This window comes from Geobacillus jurassicus NBRC 107829, from assembly GCF_001544315.1.
Classification (GTDB): domain Bacteria; phylum Bacillota; class Bacilli; order Bacillales; family Anoxybacillaceae; genus Geobacillus; species Geobacillus jurassicus.
In genome coordinates this window covers 1-20,779 of sequence record NZ_BCQG01000004.1, presented here as the reverse complement: position 1 = coordinate 20,779, position 20,779 = coordinate 1, and the positions used below count along the sequence as shown (strand labels likewise).

Genomic DNA, 20,779 nt, shown 5'->3' with positions numbered 1-20,779 from the left:
CACCCTATCTCCGTTTGTCGTAAAACATCCCATCGAACGAAAGCGGCTGCTCGTACGGGTGAGCGTAGCAAACGGTCGCCTGCCGCTTCGCCCCCGCCATCCGCAAATCGCGGCGAATCTCTTCGCACACCCGCCGCAGCCGTGCTTCAATCTCTTGATTCCAAACGATGATCTCACAGCCAAGCTCCTGTTCTTCCTCGCTGTATGGCGGCCGCAGCTTCGGAAGCAGCGCCTCACGCCGCCTCAACAGCTCATCGACCACTGCCATCCGCGCCTCGCGCTCCTCAGGGGGCCATGGCGCCATCACCGCCTCAAGCAGCTGCTTCGTGACAAGCCAAACGTCGCGCACAACCCCCATTATACTTTCCCGCCTCCCGCGTATTGCCGCTGCCGATTCAGCTGAATCACTTGCTTCCACGTATCGCGAAACTCGGCGACATACCCCTCGACCTCGTCCAAAATCGCCGCATCGTTTTTCACGTTAGCCTCGACGAGACGGCGGTAAATGTAGTCGTACATCGTCATCATCGATTTGGCGACATCATACTCCATTTTCAACGTCTTCATCAGTTCCAAAATGATGTTTTGCGCTTTAATCAAGTTTTCATTGCGTGCCGCAATGTCACCGTTTTCGATCGCCTGGCGCGCAAGTTTGATAAACTTCAAGCAGCCGTTATAGAGCATCAGCGTCAACTCTCCAGGCGACGCCGTCTGCACGGCGTTCGCTTGGTAGTGTTGATACGGATTGTTCGTTGCCATCATCGGTCACTCCTTTTCCACATCAAGTGCTTGACACCTTACAGGACTGATGAAAAAACGACGGTTTCGGCAAAAGTTTCAATACAAAACCCCTTAATCCCCCCGTTCATTAGCAAGTGCCAACCGCCATTGCCGCCTGCAGTCCCCATCCGCCAATCGTTATCCTTGCATGCCGCCGCCAAAGGCGTTCATCAAGTACATGCTTTGCTGGTTGGCGCGCTGGATCGCTTCTTCCATCGCTGTGAATTGGCGGTAGTAGCGGTCTTCAATTTGTTTCAAGCGGTCTTGGAAGCGGTCAATTTGGTCATTGATTTGAATTAAATCGCGCCCGATCGCAAACTGCTGGTTCGTCCAAATCGTCTTCCCCGCCTTTTGTTCGATTTTCCCGATCGTTTCCTTAATCGTATCGCGCAGGCGGCGGGCGATGCCTTTTTCCGCATCCGTCGCGCCGTTTTGATTGAACAGCTGATACACGGCATCGGGGTTTTCCTTGATTTTCTCCCGCAGCTTCGTCTCGTCAATGATCAGCTTCCCGCCGTCGAGGTAGTTCGACGATGTCGTAATCCCAATTTGCGCCAGCTGCGAAAATCCGCTCGGGATGTTCGCCCCTTCGACTTTTGTGTACAAGTTCATGCGCATCTTGCTGAGGGCGCTGGACAAAATCGAATCGCCGCGAAGCATGCCGCTTTTTGCCTTCTCTTCCCACAGCTCGATTTGCTTTTCCGTCATCGCCTCTTTTTGCTCGTCCGTAAGCGGCGGATAGTCGCGATAGCGCTCTTCTTTCAGCTTGGCGTTGATTTTGGCGATTGTGTCGTTGTATTTGTCGACGAATGACTTGATCGAATTGAAAATGGCATCAACGTCCGTCGAGGCAGTCACGGTTACTTCGCTTGCTGTTGTTTGCTTTAATGTGTACTCATACCCGTTAATCTGAAACACATTCGTTGGACGTTCCGTTGGTAAACCGTTAATTGTAAACTGAGCGTTCTTTCCTTTTCTCCCCAACATGATCGTATTATCGCTCGGGTCCGGTGTTGCAGCAGCAATATCACTGTCTTGAGGTAGCTTTAACACGTCAATCAAAAACCTGTCAGCGGTATCATCAATTACAATTTCAGCGCCTTCTGACGCATCGCCTGTATTTTTCGCCGTCAATGACACTCTGCCCGTTCGGCTATCGTAAAAAGCCACTACCCCGGCCTGAGAGCTATTAATTTTATTAATCAACGAGTTTAATGAATCAACACTCGGATCAAATTGAATCGTTGTCCACTCTGTCGGCATCGTGCCATCGCTCTTAATCGCCTTAATCCGAATCTCCTTTGTCCCGCTGCTCAACGTGTAGCCGTTATTTTTCGTGATGTTGCTATCTTGACTGAGCAACGTTTGGGATGGATCGAAATTGGCATTGCCTACGGCAACCGCTCCATACATATAAGCATTCTCTGCTAGTTGTGTCACTTTGATAGTTGATGTCAATTGGGAAGTAGAGCTAATGTTTCGAACAGAAACAGCCGCTTCATTCGAACTGATAACCGTCTGCTTCGTAAACGTCGCCTGCCGATAGATTCCATCAAAGATCGATGTATCTAACTCGCTGAGCAGCTTATTCATCTCCCGATAATCATCACGCTGCCACTCGAGCAGCTGCTTTTTCTGCTTTAACTTATCAAGCGGCGCCCGCTCCGCTTTCATCAAATCGCTCACGATTTTGTCAATGTCCATCCCGCTCGCGAGGCCGCTGATGCGCAACGTATTCGCCATTTCGACTCACCACCGTTAAATTTTTTTATCCACTAAAAGCCCGACAAACTCCATCATCGCCGCGTACATATCCAACAGCTTTTTCGGCGGAATTTCGCGGATCACCTCATGCGTCTTTTCATCGATTACTTGCACGTAATACTCGTTCAACTCTTTATGCAGCTCAAACCGAACCGACGTATGGCTTGGCTGCACCAACTCATTCAAACCGTTGACCACTTTCTCAAGCGTTTCCTCCGATGGCAGCCTCTCAAGAGGAGACGACGCCTCTGCCTCCTGCGGCCGCGCCGCCGAGAGTTCGGCTTTTGGATTCACCTGCTCGGTTCGCGTCGGTTCATATGAAAGGAAAGAAGAAGACACCCGTTCAATCGTCATACGACCCGCTCCTTTGTTTTAGACGCTTTCTACCGTTTATATCGGATGAAATGCAGGAAGTGTGAAGAGGCCGAAGCAGACAAATGCAATGGATAAAAAGAAAAGTGAACTTCCCGAGAAATTCGATGTATAATGAAAGGCAGCGAAAAGCAAAGGAGATGAGTACGTTGGGGGTGGAGCATTTAGAAGGCCGGTGATTTAATGAGAAAAAGCAGTTCAAAACCAGCTCTTCTCAAATTGAGAACTCTTGTAAAATCAGCTCTTATTTCCCGACGAACTCCATCGATTTGGCAAACATAGTCGTTTTTCACCGTCCTTTTAGAGCAGTTTCATAAAAGTCAACAATGATTCGATTGATCTCCCGCACATCGTATGGGATCGATGTTTCCATTTCACGCCCATCTGCATATGAAATAAAAATATTGATGTTGTTTTCAAAAAGTTCAAGCTCCAAGTAATCTCCATTTTCTTTTTCAAATTCAAGCTGAATGCTATCCCGCGCTGTAGGGAACAACTTCGGCTGCTTAATGACCGTGTGAATCACACTGAAGACCTTCTCAATCAATTTATCGGAAAATGGATCCGCTCCATTTCCATTCCAATCGTTCCCCAGTTCTCTGATGGCTTGCAGTTTGGCTATGTTTTCTGCCTTTCGCACTTGGTCATAAATAAACGGCGTCACCCGTCCAAAAGAATGCTCATTTCGCCATATCGCCGTTTTCATCGGCGTTGTTGTTTCCTCAACGTCAGACAACCGAACATATTCCTCTCCCACTGTTCCCCGAATCAATGGCTTCGAAACGGGGAAACGGGCACGGACTGCTTGGGGTTTCGGCAAACAAAAATACCCATCGATCCCAGTAGATGAAGACTTCCCTGCACGGGAGGCAAAGGACGGCGTTCAAAATAAAAGTTCACAACAATCTCCCCCTGCGGAGAAATTCCGCCGTGCGCCCCATTGACGTAGACAGGATTATAGTCATCGGGAAACAAGTATTTAAAATGAACGACCTTTTCTTTGCCAGACATGATACAACCTCCACGCAACAGTCTTTATTTTCATTATGAACATACGTTTTGAAATGAACAAGATAACCTGACAACAAGGACGATATTGCCCCTGATAACCTGAGGCCAAAATCCTTAACGATACCTAAATCATGAAACCGTATTTTTACTTTCTCCATTCCCATAGCAACTTCCTGCCGTGATCACCAATAAAACTCAGAAAGCTGCTTCCGTAAAATGAAAACGAGGTGGCAAACCTCGTTATTTTCGATAAAAGGAGAGCACTTTGTTCACCCCTTCCATAACTGTTCGAATATCATATTCGCTCATTTTCGGAAAAAGGGGAATCGTTAACACCGCTTCATACCACTTTTCCGCAACCGGGCAAATTCCTTTCTTATATCCTAATTGTTGATAATAAGGGTGAAAATAAACCGGAATGTAATGAACGTGCACTCCGATATTTTCTGCCCGCAACGCTTCAAATATCTCTTTGCGTCCCACCCGAAAATTCTCTAATTGCAACTGAAGCACGTATAAATGCCAGCTTGAGTCCACATACGGAAGCTGATAAGGAATGCGCACCCCAGGAATGCGAGAAAACGCCTCATGATACATCGCGGCAATTTCCCGCCGTTTCTGCACAAATGCATCAAGCTTTGTCAATTGGCTAAGCCCGAGCGCTGCCTGCACATCCGTCATTCGGTAATTGTAGCCAAGATCCACCATCTCATAATACCAAGGCCCTTCATTCTTTCTTACATTCTCCGTTGTAATCCCATGCGTACGAAAACGTTTTAATTTAAGGTAGTATTCTTCATGATCAGTGACAATAACGCCACCCTCACCCGTCGTAATAGGCTTGACAGGATGAAAGCTGAACATCGTCATATCTGCTAACGAGCCTACTTTTTTTCCTTTATAACAAGCTCCTAAAGAATGGGCGGCATCCTTGCAATGCTACCCGCCCCATGAACTGCAACAATTACAGAACCACATTTTTACTCATTTCGGCATCACGTTTCGCTTAAGCAAACGTCCCGATGGCCAAGGCAGTATTTTAAAAACGACATCGGTCAAAGATACGTTCCACTTTCTTGAAACGATCGCCCCTGTTATTCATGACTGCCCTTCTATGTATTACAAAACCAACTGGAACGAACGACTTAAAGCAGAGAAACGCAAATGGAAAAGCAAGCTTCCGGATTTCGATATTTTCGTTAGCAGCACCGAGCGCGTGAAACCATATTCCATTGAAGAAATACGGTTATTGAAAGAAATGAAGCAAAAAGGAGCTACGATCCAAGAAATCGCAGACGCTCTGCAAAGAAGCTATTGGTCTGTTGTGTATAAATGGAGAGAGATAAAAGATAAATAAGGTGTTCATGAAAAAAGAGACCCTAGATAACCTAAGGTCTCTTTGCGTTTCGCTATGATTAACGAAGCAATTGCAATACTCCTTGTGGTTGTTGGTTGGCTTGCCATGCCTCAACGTCTTTCGAACGTTGTGTAGACTACATCTTCACCTTTCCAGCTTGCCGCTGGCGAAGGGCTGGGCGCTTCGGTTCGGCGCTTGCCTCCCCTACGGACTTCATCACCATAGCGTTTCGCCTTAGGTGGTATGTCCTAGTCGTTGAACCTTCTCCACCCTTTCGGGACAGGAGCTTGGCTGCTGGTTGCCCATTGTTGCATCTTTCCTTTTTTCAAGCCGTCACGCCTGCCGTTTCCAGCTACGTTGTGGCAAGGAAAGCTTTAGGGGGTCCCAGCAATTCACCCAGTGATCCTCTTAGCCGTTTCCAGCTAAGACGCCCTGCAAATATCCAGCCGTTATCTTAATAACTGCAATACTCCTTGCGGCTGGCTATTTGCTTGAGCCAACATCGCTTGCGCCGCTTGCGCCAAAATGTTGTTTTTCGTAAATTCCATCATTTCTTTCGCCATGTCGACGTCGCGGATGCGGGATTCAGACGCTGTCAAGTTTTCCGCAGCAGTTCCTAAATTGTTAATCGTGTGTTCTAATCTATTTTGAACTGCCCCCAGTTTAGAACGCTCCGACGATACACGCTGAATAGCATTATCAATCGTAGTAATCGCTGTGTTAGCACCAGTCTGGTTGGTTACGTTGATACCGTTGACGCCTAATGCAGTTGAACTCATATTGTTAATGGCTAATTGAGTACTTTGATCAGAGTTTGCACCAATATGAAATTTAACAGCATTATTCACAACAGTATAACTAGCAGTATCACCCGTCGAGCCATGATTGGTTAACAACTCAAACTCAAATCCTCCAAGATTAATCGTCCCACCAGTATAGTTAAATGTAGCTAAGTTCACCGTCTTATCTCCAGATAAATCTATATCCAGTCCATTTGCAGACAAGGTAAACTTAACTGTACCATTTCCAATAATATTCTCCGTCCCTACATCAATTGCAAGCCCGCCGATATTCAATGTACCTGAATTTGTAGAAGAACCTGTAACCCTAGTAGTTGTCCCGTCTGGACCGATTAATTCGAAATCAGCTGTATTAGCTGAGCTATTGTAGTTTGTTACGTTTAATGTGTATTGTCCATATTTAATAGTTGCTCCACTAGCCACACTAATGTTATCTTGAATCGTGGAGGTAGTTACGGCTGTTGCACCTGATGTTACAGTAATTGTATCTGTACCAGTATTTGTTAATGTAATAGTATAGTTACCGCTATCTAAATCAGCACCGGTAGCCTGTAGGTTAGTTAAAACAGCCGTACCACCCGTTTTAGTTGCTACCTTGCCCATATCACCATTTAACAATTTTTTAGTGTTAAATTCCGTGTCGGTAGAAATTCGGTCAATTTCCGACACTAATTGATCGATTTCTTTTTGAATCTCTGCCCGATCATCTGCTGTATTAGTATCGTTGGAAGCTTGTACTGCGAGCTCCCTCATCCGCTGCAAAATCGCATGTGTTTCATTCAACGCACCCTCTGCCGTTTGGATCAACGAGATCCCATCCTGCGCATTGCGGCTTGCTTGCTCCAACCCACGAATTTGCCCTCTCATTTTTTCCGAGATGGCCAAGCCTGCTGCGTCATCGCCCGCACGGTTAATGCGCAGACCGGAAGACAGTTTTTCCATGTTTTTCGCTGCGGCGCCTTGACCGATCGTCAGTTGGCGATACGTATTCAACGCCGCGATGTTGTGGTTGATTCTCATGTTCTCTTCCTCCTTGAAATGATTTTTCTTCCACGTCCTTGTGGAATGATAGATTCCGCGGATAGGAAGAAAGTCGGCCGCCTTTCTTCGCTATGCCGCGTTCACTTTTTATATCGGCGCGTTTTTTGGAAGTTTAATAGGGAAATTTAAATTTTTTGTCGATGGTGACAAAAAAAGCGCCGCTTGGGCGCCTGATTCGTTTATGAGGTGTTCCATTGTTTCAGCTTGGCGGTCAGTTCGGCAAGCGACGTTTCGGACGCTTCGGAGGCAGCGTTGTTTTCCGCTTGGATGGCAAGATACACTTCTTTGCGGTGGATGTCGATATGTTTTGGAGCGTTGATGCCGAGCTTCACCTGATCGCCTTGAATGGCGAGGACGGTGATTTCGATGTCATCGCCGATTTGGATCGCTTCTTTGATTTTGCGCGTTAAGACAAGCATCGGGCCGCCTCCTTTACGTCGCCACTTTTTCCGGGAAGAGGCGATGTTTCGTTTTGTATGGGGTGTTGGTTAAGATCACTTGCTTGCCAGTTCGTTTTCGGACGTTGATGACCACCGGCGCCTGCAAGTTGGCCGTTGTCTCGTGGAACGGTTCGGCGACGGTGAGGATGACGTACACCGCGACGTCGCGTTCGCTTTCGATGCCGAGCTGTTCGACCGTTGCCTCGTCGAGTTCAAATTCGTACGCTGGAAAGTACGAAAACGGCTCAATTAACACAAACCCAAGGGCAGGCGTGTCGACCGACTGCAAGATGACAAACGGCGTGTCGGCGAGCGGGAGAAGGACGAACCGCTTCTCGTCCGCGAATCCGGGCAGGCCGTGGGGGAAGCGGATGATGTCTTGTTCGTTCACCGCCATCGTTCCGTGGTATTTCGTGTCGATGTTCATGGCTTGTTCCTCCTGTTTTCGTCAAATGACGACGTCTATGTGAAGCGACGGGCGCTGGGCGAGATCGATCTTGACCGTTCCTTGTTGGTAACGGATGATCGGCGCATGCGTGTTCACGGCAATGCGCGGCTTTTGGATGTGCCAGTCGATGTCGAGCTGCCCGGGTTCGTAGTCCACCTTCACGCTAAACGGCGGCGGGACGAGGGCGATGTTAAACTCGAACGGGGAGCCTTCGCTGTTGGCCGCGGCTTGATCGGCGAGCGGATCGCCGCCGTTTTCAATGCGCATGAGCTCATCGCCTTGGACGGCGGCGCGCTCGATGTAATCAAGCACCGCTTGGCGCCCGCGATCGGCGGCGTCTTTGATCAACTGGAACACGTGCTTGTTGTTCACCGCCGCCCATGCCAGCGACTGGTCGATCGTCAAGCGCGCGGGAATAGAAGTGACGCTCATTTCGGCAGGCGGCTGTTCGATCGTCACCTCAGCTGGCGGCTGGGTGATGTCAAGCTTTGCAGGAACGGTTGAGATCGCCAGCTTGGCGTACGTCGCTTCCATCCTGAGCTGCGAAATGCGCATCTTCTTCCTCCTTTCGGTGAAAAAAAGCTAGCGGGAAGCTAGCTTAGCGCAAAAAGTCGACCAATGTCGGCTGGATGACGCGCGCGCCGACCGCCAACGCCGCGCGGTGGACGCTTTCTTGCGTTTTTAAGTCGGTGATGACTTTTTCGAGATCGACGTCTTCGTTGTCCGACAGCATTTTTTCCGCGATCACTTGTTGGCTGTCGATGCGGTCTTCCATCAGCTCGATCCGATTCATGCGCGCACCAAGTTCAGAGCGGACACCGAGCAAGTTGGTGAGATGGGTGTCGAGCTTGTCTAAATAGCCCGTTAGGTCATCCCCTGTCGTGCTTGAATTTTCCAATGAAGCGGCCAAATTTTGCAAGTCGGAAAACAATCCGCTGCCTGCCCCAAACGCCGCACTAGGAGGAATGTTGACCGGGATGTAAATGCCTTTGGCCAGCTCGATGTTCAACTGTTGATCATTCGTCGACACCGAAATCGTGCCATCGGCATTCACCTTGACTGGCGGTTCGGTCGTTTTCGCGCCGTTGAAAATGTATTTGTCGCCGACTTTCGTATTGGCGATCGTCACCAAATGCTCCGTCAGCTGCCGCACTTCTTTGGCGATCGCCTGGCGCTGCGTTTCTTCGTACGTATCGTTGCTCGCCTGAACGACGAGCTCGCGGATGCGCTGCAGCACCTGCGTCGCCTTATCGAGCGCGGAATCGGAGTTCTCCACCCAGTTGTACGCTTCGGAAAAATTGCGTTTGAACTGCTCGACTTCCGCCAAATTCGAGCGATAGGCGATCCCTTTCATCGCCACGACCGGATCGTCGGACGGACGGGTGATTTTTTTCCCCGTCGACAGTTGGGTTTGGTATTTGTCTAAATTCTCGTAGCTTCGACTGATTTGTTTAAGCATATTGTTCGCTAACATGCTTTGCGTGATGCGCATGATATCCACCTACCTTCCAACCACGCCCATGCCGTTGATGATTTTATCGAGCATTTCGTCAATCACCGTGATTTGCCTTGCCGCGGCGTTGTAGGCGTGCTGGAATTTGATCATGTTCATCATCTCTTCGTCAAGCGACACCGAGCTCACCGACTGGCGCTTTTCTTCAACCGACTGGCGCAGCGTTTCGCTGTTGCTTTTCATTCGATTCGCCTGTTCGCCGTCAACGCCAAGCTGCCCGATCCAGCCTTGGTAGTTCGTTTCGACCGTTCCCGAGGAAAGCGGCAGGCTAAGCGATGCAAGGTCGACCGATATTCCGTCTTGCAGCGAAACGGTTGCATTGGACAAAAGCAGGCTGCGGACGTTGGCCAGATTGATGGCATTGTTGCCATTTCCCGACTCCCCGCTTTTCGTCGCCGCGGCGATGTTCGCTAAATCGTCTATGTCGGCTGCGAGCGTGATCGTTTTCGCCGCGCCGTTCACCCCGCCCAGCCCGGCAAAAAACAGGTGATTCGTGCTTCCGTTCAGGCCGTAGCCTTGTTGATGCACGTTGTTGAACAAGGTGCCGAACGTGTAGGCGAGCTTGTCCAGATTGGCGAGCATGTCGGGATAAAGCCCCTTGATGATCGGTTGGCCGTTGGCATCTGTTCCGTTTTGGTAGCCATATCCTTCGATCAGCCCGCGCAGTTTGCCGTTCGGGAGGGAGGAAAACGCGACAGTGTTCGCGCCGATCGTGATGTTCCCCACCCCCGTATTAGGAGGCATTTCCTTCACGCCATCGCCGTCGACATCGCTGCCGTCCGGGAACGACACGGCCGAGGAGGTGCGCCCTTGCACGAGATATACTTTTTCATTGCCGTTTAACATATAGACATCATATATTCCTTCCGCCGCGGGCGAGGCGTTGCCGCCGACCGGATGTTTTTCGACTTGTATATCGACGAACTGCGACAGCTGGTCGATCAATCGATCGCGCTCATCATACAAGTCGTTGGGCAAATAGCCATTCGGCTCGATTTCGGCAATTCGTTCGTTTAAGGCGCTGATTTGGCGCAAAAGGGAGTTGATTTCCGTCACCGCCACCCCGATTTGCGAACCGATGTCCTCACGGATTTGCGTGAGTGAATTGGACAAGTAATGGAACGTCTCCACAACTGCCAATCCGCGCTGGCGGACGACGGAGCGCGCTCCTTCGTTCTCCGGATGGGTGCTCAAGTCTTGGAGGGCTTGCCAAAACTGGTCCATCGTTTTCGCCAGTCCGCTGTCGGACGGTTCGTTCATAATATCTTCCATTTTAGCGACCGCATCAGCCCGCGCTTCCCAATAGCCGAGTTTGCTGTTTTCGCCGCGGTATTGGACGTCCAAAAAGTATTCGCGCACCCGTTCAACCGACGACGCTTCGACCCCTGTCCCCATTTGCCCAGGGATGTTCGGGTGGTTGAGCCCAGGCGTTGGGAACGGCGGCGTCGGCCGCAATTGGACGCGCTGTCGTGTGTACCCTTCCGTATTGGCGTTGGCGATGTTATGCCCTGTCGTGTACAAGGCGGCTTGTTGGGCCATCATAGCGCGCCGGGCGGCTTCAAGGCCATGGAATGTCGAGAGCATTGTTCCCCTCCTTACGCTTTTGATTCAAACAGCGGGCGCTCAGGCGTCGGCGTGTATTGTTGCGTGCGGCTGTAAGTGGACGGCGTCGGAGCGAACGTCTCGATCATGGCGGTGACAAACTGAAGCGACTGCTCAATGAGCTGACGATTCAACTCATTCACCTCGGCCACCGCTTCCACCGTCGCTTTGAGCCGCTTATGGCACTCGCTTAGCTCCTCGCGCTCCTTGCCTTTTGCCATGGTGATGCATCGGACGACGGTCGCCGCCTCGTCGCCGAGCACCTCCTTCAGCCAGCGCTGCCGCCGTTCTTCGAGTTGGCGAATGGCCAATATATGTTTTTGCTCGTCCGCAAGCAAGGCCGACAGCGCCTCGATATCGTTTTTCTTCAATGCTTCCGTTTTCCGCCGCGAAAGCGCCAACAAGCTTTCATGCAGCTCGATGTGCGCCCGCAAAAGACGGATGAGCGTCGTAAACGTCATCATGACCCGCTTCCTTTATCGGTTGTTTCGGTAATAGTCGATCATCCGCTTCGCGACCGCCTTCGGGTCGACTTGGTATGTGCCGCTTTCAATTTGTTGCCGCAGCTCTTCGAGTTTCGCCTGCCGCGCCTGTTCCCAGCCTGCCGCTTCTTGCAGCTCTTTCGCTTCTTTCGAAATTTCCACTTTATCGCTAGACGCCTTCCCCGCCGCCAGCCGCTCTGTTTTTGCGAGCTGGCGCTGGTATGGATTGACGCTCATCGGGCCGATATGATGGATTTTCATTTCGTTCACCTCGCTTGACCGATGCTCTTCGCTTCGCACTACTATTTATATCGGAAAATTGGCGGAAATGTTTAGCGTTCTTGATGGTCTTGGGTGTAATAAGTGGCATGGCGGGAGCGGGCTTCTTTTTCCGTTTCTGCCTCTGTCCGGCGCAAATCGGCTTGCAGCTGGCTTAGACACCTCGCACACAGCCGTCCTTCGCGGATGATCGCCCCGCAGGAATCGCACGGGTAGCCGAGGTTCGGGAAATGGACGAGCTGCAGCCGCCCCGCGCGAATCCATTTGATGATCAGCTTCTCCTCCACGCCCGTCGCTTCGACGACTTGCGCCATCGTCGCCGTGCGGTTTTCCCGCTTGCGCAAAAACGCGTAGACGCGCTCAAACTGCCTCTCTTCCTCTTGATAGCACGATTCACATACGTCGCGGACAGAGTGTTTGACAAACAACCGCCCGCACTTCGCGCAATTGGCCAACTCCGCCATCGTCTTCCCCTCCCGATTGTCGACATCAAACGGCTTGGTCTGATCATATAAGCTCTCCTGCTTTTTCATGCGGCCGCACAGTAGCATGTTGGACTCACTATGGCCAATGGAGGCGTTTCAGCCTGCCGATGGGTCATGTATAGATGTTGATGATCAGTCCTTGAATCTCACCAACGAGCCGCAAAACCTCAAGCCCGCGCTGCTCTTTTTGCAGCACTTCGTTCGTCAGCTCGATCAATTTTTGGTCAACTTCTTTCACAAGTTTATAAATTCGCGCCCGGCCGCCGCGGCTGAATCCACGTTGTTCCTCGAGCTGGAGGCCGTTTTTCACCGCGTCGTCCAAAAACGACTTGACGAGCTGCTTATATTTGTGCAAATCTTCAACCGTCCGCGATTCGGCGAGCTTTTTTCCTTGCTCCTCAATTTGCCGGACTTGTTCGTTGATGCGCTCCCACATGACATCGCGGCGCGTTTTCGCCATCACTTCGGTAAACGACACCGATTCCATCACCGGTTCCTCTTTGCGATTGACGTTCGCTAACCCAGCGCGCGTCACCTTTTGCACTTCCATCGCGATCACCTCTCGTTACTACCATTATCGCATAACGATAGGAAAAGGGCGAGGCTTTCTTGCCCCGCCCAGTGTAGCATTAGCTTTTCAGCAACTGCAAAATTCCTTGCGGCAGCTGGTTCGATTGGGCCAGCATCGCCTGCGCCGCCTGGGTCAAAATGTTGTTTTTCGTAAACTCGGCCATCTCCATCGCCATATCCGTATCGCGGATGCGGGATTCGGCGGCCGTTAAGTTTTCATTGGCAGTCGTTAAGTTGTTGATCGTATGCTCGAGGCGGTTTTGATAAGCCCCCATCTTAGAGCGGGATTTGGATACAGAGATGATGGCATTATCCAATGTCGTGATCGCATTCTGGGCATTAGTAACCGTTTTAATATTTAAATTGCTAATGTCTGCAGCGTCCTCGCCAAGGGAGCCTTTTAACTGCTGTTTCCAAGATAATGTCAACGTTTGCCCGTTGTTGGCTCCGAGTTGAATATCGATATTTTGATCAGCAGCAAGAATATTCATTTTGTTAAATTGCGTATCTTGCCCGATACGATCAATTTCTTCAATCAACTGCTGAAACTCGCTGTCAAGCGCCTCGCGATCGGTATCTTGGTTCGTCCCGTTCGCCGCCTGCACGGCAAGCTCCCGCATCCGTTGAAGAATGCTGTGGACTTCGTTTAACGCCCCTTCCGCCGTTTGGATCAACGAGATCGCGTCGAGGGCGTTCCGTTCCGCCATTTGCAAGCCACGGATTTGCGAGCGCATTTTTTCCGAGATGGCCAGCCCAGCTGCATCGTCAGCCGCACGGTTGATGCGCAGACCGGACGAGAGGCGCTCCAAGTTTTTCGAAATGCTTGCTTGGTTGGCAGCTAAGTTGCGATAAGCGTTCAGCGCCTGAATGTTATGGTTGATCCGCATGAACATCCGCTCCTCTTTCTTTTTATTCCTCATATGCAACAAACTGTTCGTAGGCTGCTGTTTTTGGCTTGAGCGCCGTCTTCGTGGAGGAGGCGCCGCTTTTCAGAGCCTCGTTCCACGCCGTGGCGATCGTGGTGGTTAGCTGCAGCACTTCCCGAACAATCTTGGCGTCTTTTTTCATATTTGCCTCAATCAGGCGATCTGCCATATAGTTATAGAGCGCATCCAACTGATGAGCGATAATGCCGGCATCATAGCGCAAGCCAACGCCGAGGCGGTGGAGGATGTCGTTTCCTTTTTGCAACTGTTTGTTCGCTCTCCAATGGTCTTTTTGTTCAATGGCCGTAATGGCTTCTTCCAAGCATTCGATGAGCCCCTCATATAACAACGCCGTCAACTGCTGCGAGTTTTTTTGATAAATCCACTCTTCCGTTAAAAAATCCAACGCCGTGCACCCCCATTTGCCCTCTCCCATTTATATCGGCGATGAGTTGACCATGTTTAATCATTTTTTTCAATTTCCTCAATCAAAATCAAAATTTCGGCAATCACCGCGTACAACTGCGGCGGGATGCGGTCGCCAAGATCAAGCTGAAGCAAGTTTTGCACGAGCAGCGGATCTTCTTGAATAGGAACGTGGTGCTGTTTCGCCAGTTCAATGATTTTTTGCGCCACCCGTCCGCTCCCTTGAGCAATCAATGTCGGCGCCTGGCCGCTCGCTTCGTGATAGCGGATGACCGCCGCTGTCGGGCCGCTCATTGTTTTTCGCTTCTTTTGATTGAAATACGCTGTCATCATATCGTGATATCATACCCTCTTTCGGTGAATGCTCGATATGGGGGAACCGAGGGCGCCACCTGTTCTCCTTTCTTCTCTATGTCATTGGTCAGCCTCGTCACGTTGATCCCTGTGACGTGGTAGCCGATTTCTTCCAATCTCTCTTTTGCCACATCAAGAAAGGGCTTTGCTTTTTCGGCAAAATCATCGCGGTCGTTGCGAAGGGTGATCGACAAGTTTCGTTCATTGGCTTGAAGCAAAATGCCAAGATCTCCAAGTTTCTTTGTTTCCAGCAAGAAATACAACTGGCAGTTTTCCCAGTCGATTCGCTCGCCATCTTGGCGAGCGTTGACATACACGTTGACGTTCCGCACTTCGTTGTGCCATAACAGCGGCAAGGAGAAAAAAAAGCTTTGCACGCCTGCCCCAACGTCCCATTTATTGAGCAGCTGCTGGCCGGTCAAATTCGTCAACACCTGTTCGGCCTGCCGCGCGACCGATTCATTTCCGCTTTGCGCCATCCGCAACAGCGCCTCTTTCATATTGATGGGAGCTGCTCTCTCCTCGTTGCCGTTTAATGCGAGCGATTGGGCCGCCTCGTACTCATGCGTCAAGCCCAATCGGCGAATTGCGTCAAACAAGTGCCGCGCCGATGGCCCATCAGCCGGCGGACGCATCACTCGGTTCACTTGCTCAAGAAACGCTTTAGATGGATCCAGCTGCATCCCGCTTTGTCCCACCACAAAGTGTTTCACTTCCACATCAGACGGTTTAAACACGAGAGTGGACAACATGTTCTTCACATCGCTCACGATTTTCCGCGCTCCGGCCACGTCTCCTTGTTGGAGCCGCTTTTTCGCCTCGGTCAGTTCAGAGCTTGCTTTCATCAGCTGCTTTTCCGTGGTCATATCGGTAAACAGCATGATGTCGCTTTTTAAAATGGCGTTGTCGAGCTGTTTGATTATCGCCTCCACCATCGATTTCGCCTGCAGGCGGGCGGCGGGCCCGCTTGTTTCCGCCAGCTTGAGCGTTGTTTCTAATTGGCGCATCACGTCGCGTTTGACCGTTTGAAAATCACGAGCGGCCTGCGCCATTTTTTTCGTCACCGTTCGCACGAGAACATCTTTTGTTTCGAGCGGCAAGCTCGTTTGCCATGCATCGTCAAACGGGCGATCGTTCGTCGGCGAAGAGAGTGACACTTCCATTTCGCTCAATGTTTCAAGCACCGTTTTCCTTGCGGCAAACTCCCTTCCTTTTCCCACAAATTCCCGTGCTTTGGCCAATGCCTCAGCGAGTGTCTGCCCCCAGTGAGGATGAGCCCGGATCGCCTCTCCGATCTCTGTCTGAACCGCACTCAACGCTTTTTCTAAATGAGGTTCTTGCTTCAACAGCTTGATCGCCCGGCGAACAGCTTCATGCAACTGCTCGATCTGCTGGGCAAAGTGGCCCGCATTGTCCGTCGCTCCACTTGGTGCCGGAGAGAAGACGAGCCGTTCCTCACCACCCCCCATGTCCTCTGCACGCTGTTCCAACAGCAGGGCGGCCAAACGTTGAAACAACACTTGTTCGCGCGTTTGTTGGGGTTTTTCTATCCCACCTGAAACATCCGCTGTCGCGCCTATGCGGCGTCCAAATGCGGCTTCCTCCGCCATGCTTTGTTGTTCTTGGCTGGCCAACGTAAATGTTGGATCCAGTGTGTTGGCAATGGCCAACAACTGCTCGCCAAACGATTGTCCATGCAATGCCTCGTGAACAGCGGCAAGGTGAGTGCTTGTTAGTTCCAACTGTTTATTCATGACAGCGCGGACGGTGTCCAATTTTTGTTCTACTGTGCCCGGAGCTTCCGCGAAAAACATCCGCAACGTGGAAAGGACCTCTTTCGTGAGCGGCTGTCCTTGTTTTTGCAACCAAGATTCGACTTGTTTCCATTCAGGGGACAACGGTTCAGAAACAACGGGGCGAATCGCCCGTTCGGCCGCTTCTTGTTGCGGGCGGGGAACGATTCGCGCCACAGGAAGTCCGTCTTGTTCACCGACAATCTTGATCGTTGCGCGCCCTTCCTCCGGCCACGTGCCTTCCGTCCAAACACGCACGTCTGTCCCTTTGATGTTTACGACTGCTTCGCCGCCTTTGACTTCTTTGATCGCTGCCTCGTATGTTTGGCCTTGTTGCAACGGCTGTTCCGAAACCGCGATCGTACGTCCCATGAACACACCGCGAATTTCCATCCCCATTCACCTTCCGCTCAATTCGGTTGCTACTGTTTATATCGGCACGTTTCGCCCAAATGTTTATGGTCTTCAACTGAGAAAGCTCCCACGTTAAACATGTCAGCCACATGGAATCGGGCAAAAAAGATGTTGTGTTCGGTCCTGTGTCCGCCAAACTACCCGCGAAACGCATAGTGACCGCTTGATCCATCACTCGCCTAAGGAACTGATGAAAAATAACGGTTTCCCCTGATAGATTGGTGATCGTGCGAAAAAAGAAACAGATGTGACAAGGTTTCTCATTAAGAAACACTGTGAAGCCGCATATTTGGTGAAATCACCAGCCTTCTAAGCGCGCGCTCCTCAAAACCTCCCATCGTGCGTCGTATGCCGAGACATGTTTGTCTCTCTCACGCCCGCACAAGCGTCAGCGCCCCCACCTCGGCCGCCCCTGCCCCAAGCAAAACGCGGGCGGCGTGGCGGACGGTGATGCCCGTTGTATAAATGTCATCGATCAGAACGATTCGCTTCCCAGCTAGCGGCGGATGGCCCGGGAGAAAAAACGGGTTGTCCGTCTCCATCCGCTCTCGGCGCGATTTTTTCGATTGTTTCTCTGAATGCCGGCGGGCGAGCCAAGGAAAAGATGGGAATGGAAGCAAACAAGCGAGCGCTTCTGCTTGGTTGAAGCCGCGCTCACACAGGCGTTCGGGGCTTAACGGGATCGGAACAACGTGCCAGCCGCGGCCGAAATGTTCGGCAAACGCACGGGCAAACGGGTGGCGGAACGCCTCGACGATCACGTAATCGCCGCGGAATTTCCATAAGGCGATGACATCCTTCATCCAGTCGTTATACGTGTATACGGATCGGTTTTTCACGAGCACCCTCCCCCACTGTTCATCTTCCTGCCAACGGAGGCAATCGGCGCACAGCGATGGCGCCGCCTCCTCAAGCAGGCGGCCGCATATCTCACAAAGTCGGCCGTCAATGAGTTTGAACGACCCGCGGCAGCGCGGGCAAAGAACGTCGGGGTCTTCAAGGAAAAGAAGCTGGCGCCAATTTGTAATTGGATTGTATGGAGAATGGCACAGAAGGCAGTTCATGTACGCAACAGCCCCCTTTTTCGCGCTTCTTCATTCATGCGGATGATGTGGCGGCGCGCTCGCACCATCTCCTGCGTTTTTCCGTGATGAAAAAAGCGGACATCCCCATCGGGAAACGCGGCGCTTCGACCGACGCGGCCAGCGATTTGCACAAGGGCGCTTTCCGTGAAGATGCGGTCTTCAGCGCCGAGAACCGCGACATCGATGTTCGGCACCGTCACCCCGCGCTCAAGGATCGTCGTTGTCACCAACAACGGAACGCGCCCATCGCGAAACGCCTGAACATGTTCCGCACGATCTGGGGCTTCGGCATGAACGCCGACGATGCGGGAATCGACGCGCTGCAAGATGCGGGTGACGGCTTCGAGCTCATCGATATGGGGGACGAACAAAAACGCTTGTTTTCTTTGCTCCAGACGGTGGAGAACCCACGAGAGGACATTTTCGGGCAAGCGGCCGCGTTCGAGCTGTTTGCGCCAGTTTCCGCACCATTCGAACGCGGGGACAGGAAGCGGACGGCCGTGGTAGCGGGCGGGGATGACGGCGGCTTGCCGCTTGCCGCGCGCGATGTCGCGCTGCCAAGCGCGGGATGGGGTGGCGGTTAGATAAATGAGGCTCGCCTGTTCTTTCCGCGCTTGACTGACGGCGTATTCGAGCATCGGCTCGACCGAGTATGGGAAGGCGTCGACTTCATCGACGATCATGACGTCAAAGACGCGGTAGGCCCGCAGCAACTGGTGGGTGGTGGAGAGAACCAAGGAAGCAATCCGCCCGCGCTCGTCGCTTCCGCCATGCCACACGGCGAGCGGAACGCGCGGGAACGCTTGGCGGAAGCGCGGGGCGAGCTCGCGGACGACATCGGTCCGCGGCGTGGCAAGGCAGACGCGCCAGCCCTTCTCAAGCGCGGCGGCGATGGCGGGAAACAATATCTCGGTTTTCCCCGCACCGCATACGGCCCAAACAATCAGTTCACGACTATCCAATACTGCTTGTTGCACGGCCATAGCGGCTTCCGCTTGAGCAGGGGATAGCTCTCCCTGCCAAGCAAGCGGCGCCTCGTGCCGCTCGAACGGAAGCGGAAGTGACACGTGCGCAAGGCGGGTGCAAGCGCTGATCCGCCCCATTGACAAACATTTGCGGCAATAGACGCAATTCTTTCCACAGCGGGCGCACGGAAACGAAGCGAAACGAAGCGGGTCGTCATTCCCGCAGCGCATACAGCGCCAGCTGCGAGGCGTTCGGGTCAATCCGGGCTGTTCGCCGAGCCATCCAGCGCGCAAGGCGTCTTCGATTTCGTTTTCGGAAAACGGGAGCTGCTCCCTCGGAAGACGGAACCCTTGCAGAAACGATAGAAGCGGGGAAACATTCAATGAACATTCCTCCTTCGCGGAAACGATGTGGATGCAACGTTTTTCGACAACATTCCCGAGGAAATATTGACAACATTCCCGAAGACAAGAGACCGCTCGACAATGTACTACCAAGAAAGGCAATCACGATGACGACTTTTAAAAAAATGAACTGGCCAACGCCTGCACATCGATGAGCAACGGCCCAGAACAAAACGTTGACAAGAAAAACCGTCTAGCGAAGAAAGAGCGTGATGAGGACAAAAGAGAGAGGAAGGCGAACCGTTAACATACATTGCCGAGGCGGACGAAACAAAGCAAGCGAGGCCATAGCAGAAGCGAAAAATCGGCAGAAAGCGTCCATGAGCGCGTTTCGCCCTCCAATTGGGAATGAACTCAACGGCTGAAAGCTGCGTACTTTCCTACAGAAACAACGCCGCAAACGAACAAAATCAAGCGGCCGATCGGCCGCGCCAGGCGGTGCGAACAGAAACGATTCTTGAAAACGGCACCGCCTGGCGACAGATTACGGCTGATGGCTGTGCACGACCCAAGGATCCGCCTCCGGACTCGTCGCAGCCATTACGTCTGATACCACGTCAGCCCAAGCGCGCCTTCGCCGACGTGCGTGGCGATGACCGGGCCGAAATAGCTGATCCAAAATTCGACGTGCGGGTAGCGAGCAGACAGTTCGTCGCGCCAACGGCTCGCCTCGTCGGGCTGGTTGGCGTGGATGATGGCGGCTTTAAGCGGCACGCCTTTGTCCGCGTCTTCAGCGAACAATTCCTCGATGCGTTTCACCGCCTTTTTGCGCGTGCGGATTTTTTCAAACGGCACGATCACTTTGTTCTCAAAATGGAGGAGCGGCTTGATCTGCAGGAGGCCGCCGATGAACGCTTGGGCGCCCGACAGCCGCCCGCCGCGCTGCAAGTGGGCCAAGTCGTCGACCATAAAGTAGGCGCGCAACGTCCGTTTGATGGCGTCCAATCGGGCGATGATGTCTTCTGGAGACCGCCCCGCCTGCGCCATTTCAGCCGCTTCGATGGCGTAAAACCCTTGCGCCATGCAGCTGATTTCTGAGTCGTACGCGTAGACGCGCAAGCCATCCACCATTGTTCCTGCAGTGACCGCCCCTTGGTACGTGCCGCTGATGCCGCTCGATAGGTGGATGCTGATGACGGCGTCATACCCTTCCTCGCGAATGGCAGTGAACAAGTCAACGAACTCGCCGACCGACGGCTGGGAAGTCGTCGGCAACGCCGGGTGCTGCTTGATTTTGGCGAAAAATTCATCCGCCGTCATATCAACTTCTTCACGATACGCCTCATCCCCGAAAATGACGCTGAGCGGAATCAAACGAATGCCAAGCCTCTCGCGCACCTCTTTCGGCAAGTAGGCCGTGCTGTCAGTGACAATCGCAGTTTTCACGGGCGCCATTCCTTCCTGATTTCGGATTTTCTTCCATTATACCAAAAAGGAGACACGCCCACTACTACCAATCCAAATGAG

At 52.1% G+C, this 20,779-nt stretch carries 24 protein-coding genes and 1 pseudogene; 1 reads left to right on the top strand and 24 read right to left on the bottom strand.

Annotated features, from left to right (window positions below; genetic code table 11):
- Positions 1-4 precede the first annotated feature (4 nt).
- The 7 genes and pseudogenes from fliT to GJ1_RS01865 form a co-directional block, all read right to left on the bottom strand.
- Entirely contained in the window at positions 5-358 is a 354-nt protein-coding gene (gene fliT / locus GJ1_RS01890; protein WP_044732651.1) for a flagellar protein FliT, read from the bottom strand.
- Positions 358-759 carry a flagellar export chaperone FliS gene (fliS, locus tag GJ1_RS01885; RefSeq protein ID WP_066227695.1) on the bottom strand — a complete coding sequence of 134 codons (402 nt, stop codon included), beginning with the start codon at positions 757-759 and terminating at the stop codon, positions 358-360. Before fliS (GJ1_RS01885) ends, fliT begins: the two co-directional genes overlap by 1 nt.
- A gap of 159 nt (positions 760-918) precedes the next feature.
- Positions 919-2,523, bottom strand: coding sequence for a flagellar hook-associated protein 2 (locus GJ1_RS01880; RefSeq protein WP_066227692.1), 1,605 nt, complete (start codon positions 2,521-2,523; stop codon positions 919-921).
- Positions 2,524-2,538: 15 nt separating this feature from the next.
- Entirely contained in the window at positions 2,539-2,898 is a 360-nt protein-coding gene (gene flaG / locus GJ1_RS01875) for a flagellar protein FlaG (protein WP_066227688.1), read from the bottom strand.
- A gap of 307 nt (positions 2,899-3,205) precedes the next feature.
- Positions 3,206-3,652 (bottom strand): hypothetical protein, encoded by a 447-nt coding sequence (locus GJ1_RS01870; RefSeq protein WP_245629323.1) that lies wholly within the window; start codon positions 3,650-3,652, stop codon positions 3,206-3,208.
- A 32-nt stretch (positions 3,653-3,684) separates the two neighbouring features.
- Positions 3,685-3,927, bottom strand: coding sequence for a hypothetical protein (locus tag GJ1_RS17500; protein ID WP_083509916.1), 243 nt, complete (start codon positions 3,925-3,927; stop codon positions 3,685-3,687).
- A 240-nt stretch (positions 3,928-4,167) separates the two neighbouring features.
- Positions 4,168-4,860, bottom strand: a pseudogene (locus tag GJ1_RS01865) (DegT/DnrJ/EryC1/StrS family aminotransferase); the annotation flags it as partial.
- Between GJ1_RS01865 and GJ1_RS01860 the strand changes: the two are divergent.
- Positions 4,859-5,284 (top strand): hypothetical protein, encoded by a 426-nt coding sequence (locus GJ1_RS01860; protein WP_157068342.1) that lies wholly within the window; start codon positions 4,859-4,861, stop codon positions 5,282-5,284. The pseudogene GJ1_RS01865 and the gene GJ1_RS01860 sit on opposite strands and share 2 nt — an antisense overlap.
- Positions 5,285-5,733: 449 nt before the next feature.
- Here GJ1_RS01860 and GJ1_RS01855 read toward each other — a convergent pair whose 3' ends face one another.
- From GJ1_RS01855 to fakB, 17 genes are all read right to left on the bottom strand, one after another.
- Positions 5,734-7,104, bottom strand: coding sequence for a flagellin N-terminal helical domain-containing protein (locus tag GJ1_RS01855; RefSeq protein WP_066227680.1), 1,371 nt, complete (start codon positions 7,102-7,104; stop codon positions 5,734-5,736).
- A gap of 200 nt (positions 7,105-7,304) precedes the next feature.
- Complete coding sequence (gene csrA, locus GJ1_RS01850; protein ID WP_066227676.1) at positions 7,305-7,544, bottom strand: carbon storage regulator CsrA; 240 nt, start codon at positions 7,542-7,544, stop codon at positions 7,305-7,307.
- A 13-nt stretch (positions 7,545-7,557) separates the two neighbouring features.
- Positions 7,558-7,992 (bottom strand): flagellar assembly protein FliW, encoded by a 435-nt coding sequence (gene fliW, locus GJ1_RS01845; RefSeq protein WP_066227669.1) that lies wholly within the window; start codon positions 7,990-7,992, stop codon positions 7,558-7,560.
- A gap of 21 nt (positions 7,993-8,013) precedes the next feature.
- On the bottom strand, positions 8,014-8,568 hold the full coding sequence (locus GJ1_RS01840) for a DUF6470 family protein (RefSeq protein ID WP_066227666.1): 555 nt from the start codon (positions 8,566-8,568) through the stop codon (positions 8,014-8,016).
- Positions 8,569-8,611: 43 nt separating this feature from the next.
- Positions 8,612-9,505 (bottom strand): flagellar hook-associated protein FlgL, encoded by an 894-nt coding sequence (gene flgL, locus GJ1_RS01835; protein ID WP_066227663.1) that lies wholly within the window; start codon positions 9,503-9,505, stop codon positions 8,612-8,614.
- Between the two features lie 9 nt (positions 9,506-9,514).
- On the bottom strand, positions 9,515-11,110 hold the full coding sequence (gene flgK / locus GJ1_RS01830; protein ID WP_066227660.1) for a flagellar hook-associated protein FlgK: 1,596 nt from the start codon (positions 11,108-11,110) through the stop codon (positions 9,515-9,517).
- Between the two features lie 11 nt (positions 11,111-11,121).
- The gene (locus GJ1_RS01825) at positions 11,122-11,589 is read right to left on the bottom strand and encodes a flagellar protein FlgN (RefSeq protein ID WP_066227864.1); all 468 of its coding nucleotides are present in this window, start codon (positions 11,587-11,589) and stop codon (positions 11,122-11,124) included.
- Between the two features lie 15 nt (positions 11,590-11,604).
- The gene (flgM, locus tag GJ1_RS01820; protein ID WP_066227658.1) at positions 11,605-11,871 is read right to left on the bottom strand and encodes a flagellar biosynthesis anti-sigma factor FlgM; all 267 of its coding nucleotides are present in this window, start codon (positions 11,869-11,871) and stop codon (positions 11,605-11,607) included.
- Positions 11,872-11,942: 71 nt separating this feature from the next.
- Positions 11,943-12,353 (bottom strand): TIGR03826 family flagellar region protein, encoded by a 411-nt coding sequence (locus GJ1_RS01815; protein ID WP_066227861.1) that lies wholly within the window; start codon positions 12,351-12,353, stop codon positions 11,943-11,945.
- Positions 12,354-12,486: 133 nt separating this feature from the next.
- Entirely contained in the window at positions 12,487-12,924 is a 438-nt protein-coding gene (locus GJ1_RS01810; protein WP_066227655.1) for a YaaR family protein, read from the bottom strand.
- Positions 12,925-13,003: 79 nt separating this feature from the next.
- Positions 13,004-13,831, bottom strand: coding sequence for a flagellin N-terminal helical domain-containing protein (locus tag GJ1_RS01805; RefSeq protein ID WP_066227653.1), 828 nt, complete (start codon positions 13,829-13,831; stop codon positions 13,004-13,006).
- A 22-nt stretch (positions 13,832-13,853) separates the two neighbouring features.
- The gene (gene fliS / locus GJ1_RS01800) at positions 13,854-14,276 is read right to left on the bottom strand and encodes a flagellar export chaperone FliS (RefSeq protein ID WP_066227648.1); all 423 of its coding nucleotides are present in this window, start codon (positions 14,274-14,276) and stop codon (positions 13,854-13,856) included.
- Between the two features lie 56 nt (positions 14,277-14,332).
- A complete protein-coding gene (locus GJ1_RS01795; protein ID WP_066227645.1) occupies positions 14,333-14,629 on the bottom strand; it encodes an EscU/YscU/HrcU family type III secretion system export apparatus switch protein in 297 nt (98 codons plus the stop codon).
- Complete coding sequence (locus tag GJ1_RS01790; RefSeq protein WP_066227642.1) at positions 14,626-16,836, bottom strand: hypothetical protein; 2,211 nt, start codon at positions 16,834-16,836, stop codon at positions 14,626-14,628. The genes GJ1_RS01795 and GJ1_RS01790 overlap by 4 nt, the downstream gene beginning before the upstream one ends.
- Positions 16,837-17,228: 392 nt before the next feature.
- A complete protein-coding gene (locus tag GJ1_RS01785) occupies positions 17,229-17,921 on the bottom strand; it encodes a ComFC family protein (RefSeq protein ID WP_066227639.1) in 693 nt (230 codons plus the stop codon).
- A complete protein-coding gene (locus GJ1_RS01780; protein WP_066227637.1) occupies positions 17,918-19,291 on the bottom strand; it encodes an ATP-dependent helicase ComFA in 1,374 nt (457 codons plus the stop codon). Before GJ1_RS01780 ends, GJ1_RS01785 begins: the two co-directional genes overlap by 4 nt.
- Positions 19,292-19,852: 561 nt before the next feature.
- Entirely contained in the window at positions 19,853-20,698 is an 846-nt protein-coding gene (gene fakB / locus GJ1_RS01775; protein WP_066227634.1) for a DegV family protein, read from the bottom strand.
- Positions 20,699-20,779 lie beyond the last annotated feature (81 nt).

What these genes read in the sequence shown, in the direction of transcription:
- GJ1_RS01785 (WP_066227639.1), bottom strand. Translation starts at nt 17,921, where the DNA reads ATGAACTGCCTTCTGTGCCATTCTCCATACAATCCAATTACAAATTGG.
- flgK (WP_066227660.1), bottom strand. Translation starts at nt 11,110, where the DNA reads ATGCTCTCGACATTCCATGGCCTTGAAGCCGCCCGGCGCGCTATGATG.
- csrA (WP_066227676.1), bottom strand. Translation starts at nt 7,544, where the DNA reads ATGCTTGTCTTAACGCGCAAAATCAAAGAAGCGATCCAAATCGGCGAT.
- flgL (WP_066227663.1), bottom strand. Translation starts at nt 9,505, where the DNA reads ATGCGCATCACGCAAAGCATGTTAGCGAACAATATGCTTAAACAAATC.
- GJ1_RS01840 (WP_066227666.1), bottom strand. Translation starts at nt 8,568, where the DNA reads ATGCGCATTTCGCAGCTCAGGATGGAAGCGACGTACGCCAAGCTGGCG.
- flgM (WP_066227658.1), bottom strand. Translation starts at nt 11,871, where the DNA reads ATGAAAATCCATCATATCGGCCCGATGAGCGTCAATCCATACCAGCGC.
- GJ1_RS01795 (WP_066227645.1), bottom strand. Translation starts at nt 14,629, where the DNA reads ATGATGACAGCGTATTTCAATCAAAAGAAGCGAAAAACAATGAGCGGC.
- fliW (WP_066227669.1), bottom strand. Translation starts at nt 7,992, where the DNA reads ATGAACATCGACACGAAATACCACGGAACGATGGCGGTGAACGAACAA.
- GJ1_RS01880 (WP_066227692.1), bottom strand. Translation starts at nt 2,523, where the DNA reads ATGGCGAATACGTTGCGCATCAGCGGCCTCGCGAGCGGGATGGACATT.
- GJ1_RS01790 (WP_066227642.1), bottom strand. Translation starts at nt 16,836, where the DNA reads ATGGAAATTCGCGGTGTGTTCATGGGACGTACGATCGCGGTTTCGGAA.
- GJ1_RS01810 (WP_066227655.1), bottom strand. Translation starts at nt 12,924, where the DNA reads ATGGAAGTGCAAAAGGTGACGCGCGCTGGGTTAGCGAACGTCAATCGC.
- GJ1_RS01815 (WP_066227861.1), bottom strand. Translation starts at nt 12,353, where the DNA reads ATGGCGGAGTTGGCCAATTGCGCGAAGTGCGGGCGGTTGTTTGTCAAA.
- fliS (WP_066227695.1), bottom strand. Translation starts at nt 759, where the DNA reads ATGGCAACGAACAATCCGTATCAACACTACCAAGCGAACGCCGTGCAG.
- fliT (WP_044732651.1), bottom strand. Translation starts at nt 358, where the DNA reads ATGGGGGTTGTGCGCGACGTTTGGCTTGTCACGAAGCAGCTGCTTGAG.
- GJ1_RS01855 (WP_066227680.1), bottom strand. Translation starts at nt 7,104, where the DNA reads ATGAGAATCAACCACAACATCGCGGCGTTGAATACGTATCGCCAACTG.
- GJ1_RS17500 (WP_083509916.1), bottom strand. Translation starts at nt 3,927, where the DNA reads ATGTCTGGCAAAGAAAAGGTCGTTCATTTTAAATACTTGTTTCCCGAT.
- GJ1_RS01805 (WP_066227653.1), bottom strand. Translation starts at nt 13,831, where the DNA reads ATGCGGATCAACCATAACATTCAGGCGCTGAACGCTTATCGCAACTTA.
- GJ1_RS01825 (WP_066227864.1), bottom strand. Translation starts at nt 11,589, where the DNA reads ATGACGTTTACGACGCTCATCCGTCTTTTGCGGGCGCACATCGAGCTG.
- flaG (WP_066227688.1), bottom strand. Translation starts at nt 2,898, where the DNA reads ATGACGATTGAACGGGTGTCTTCTTCTTTCCTTTCATATGAACCGACG.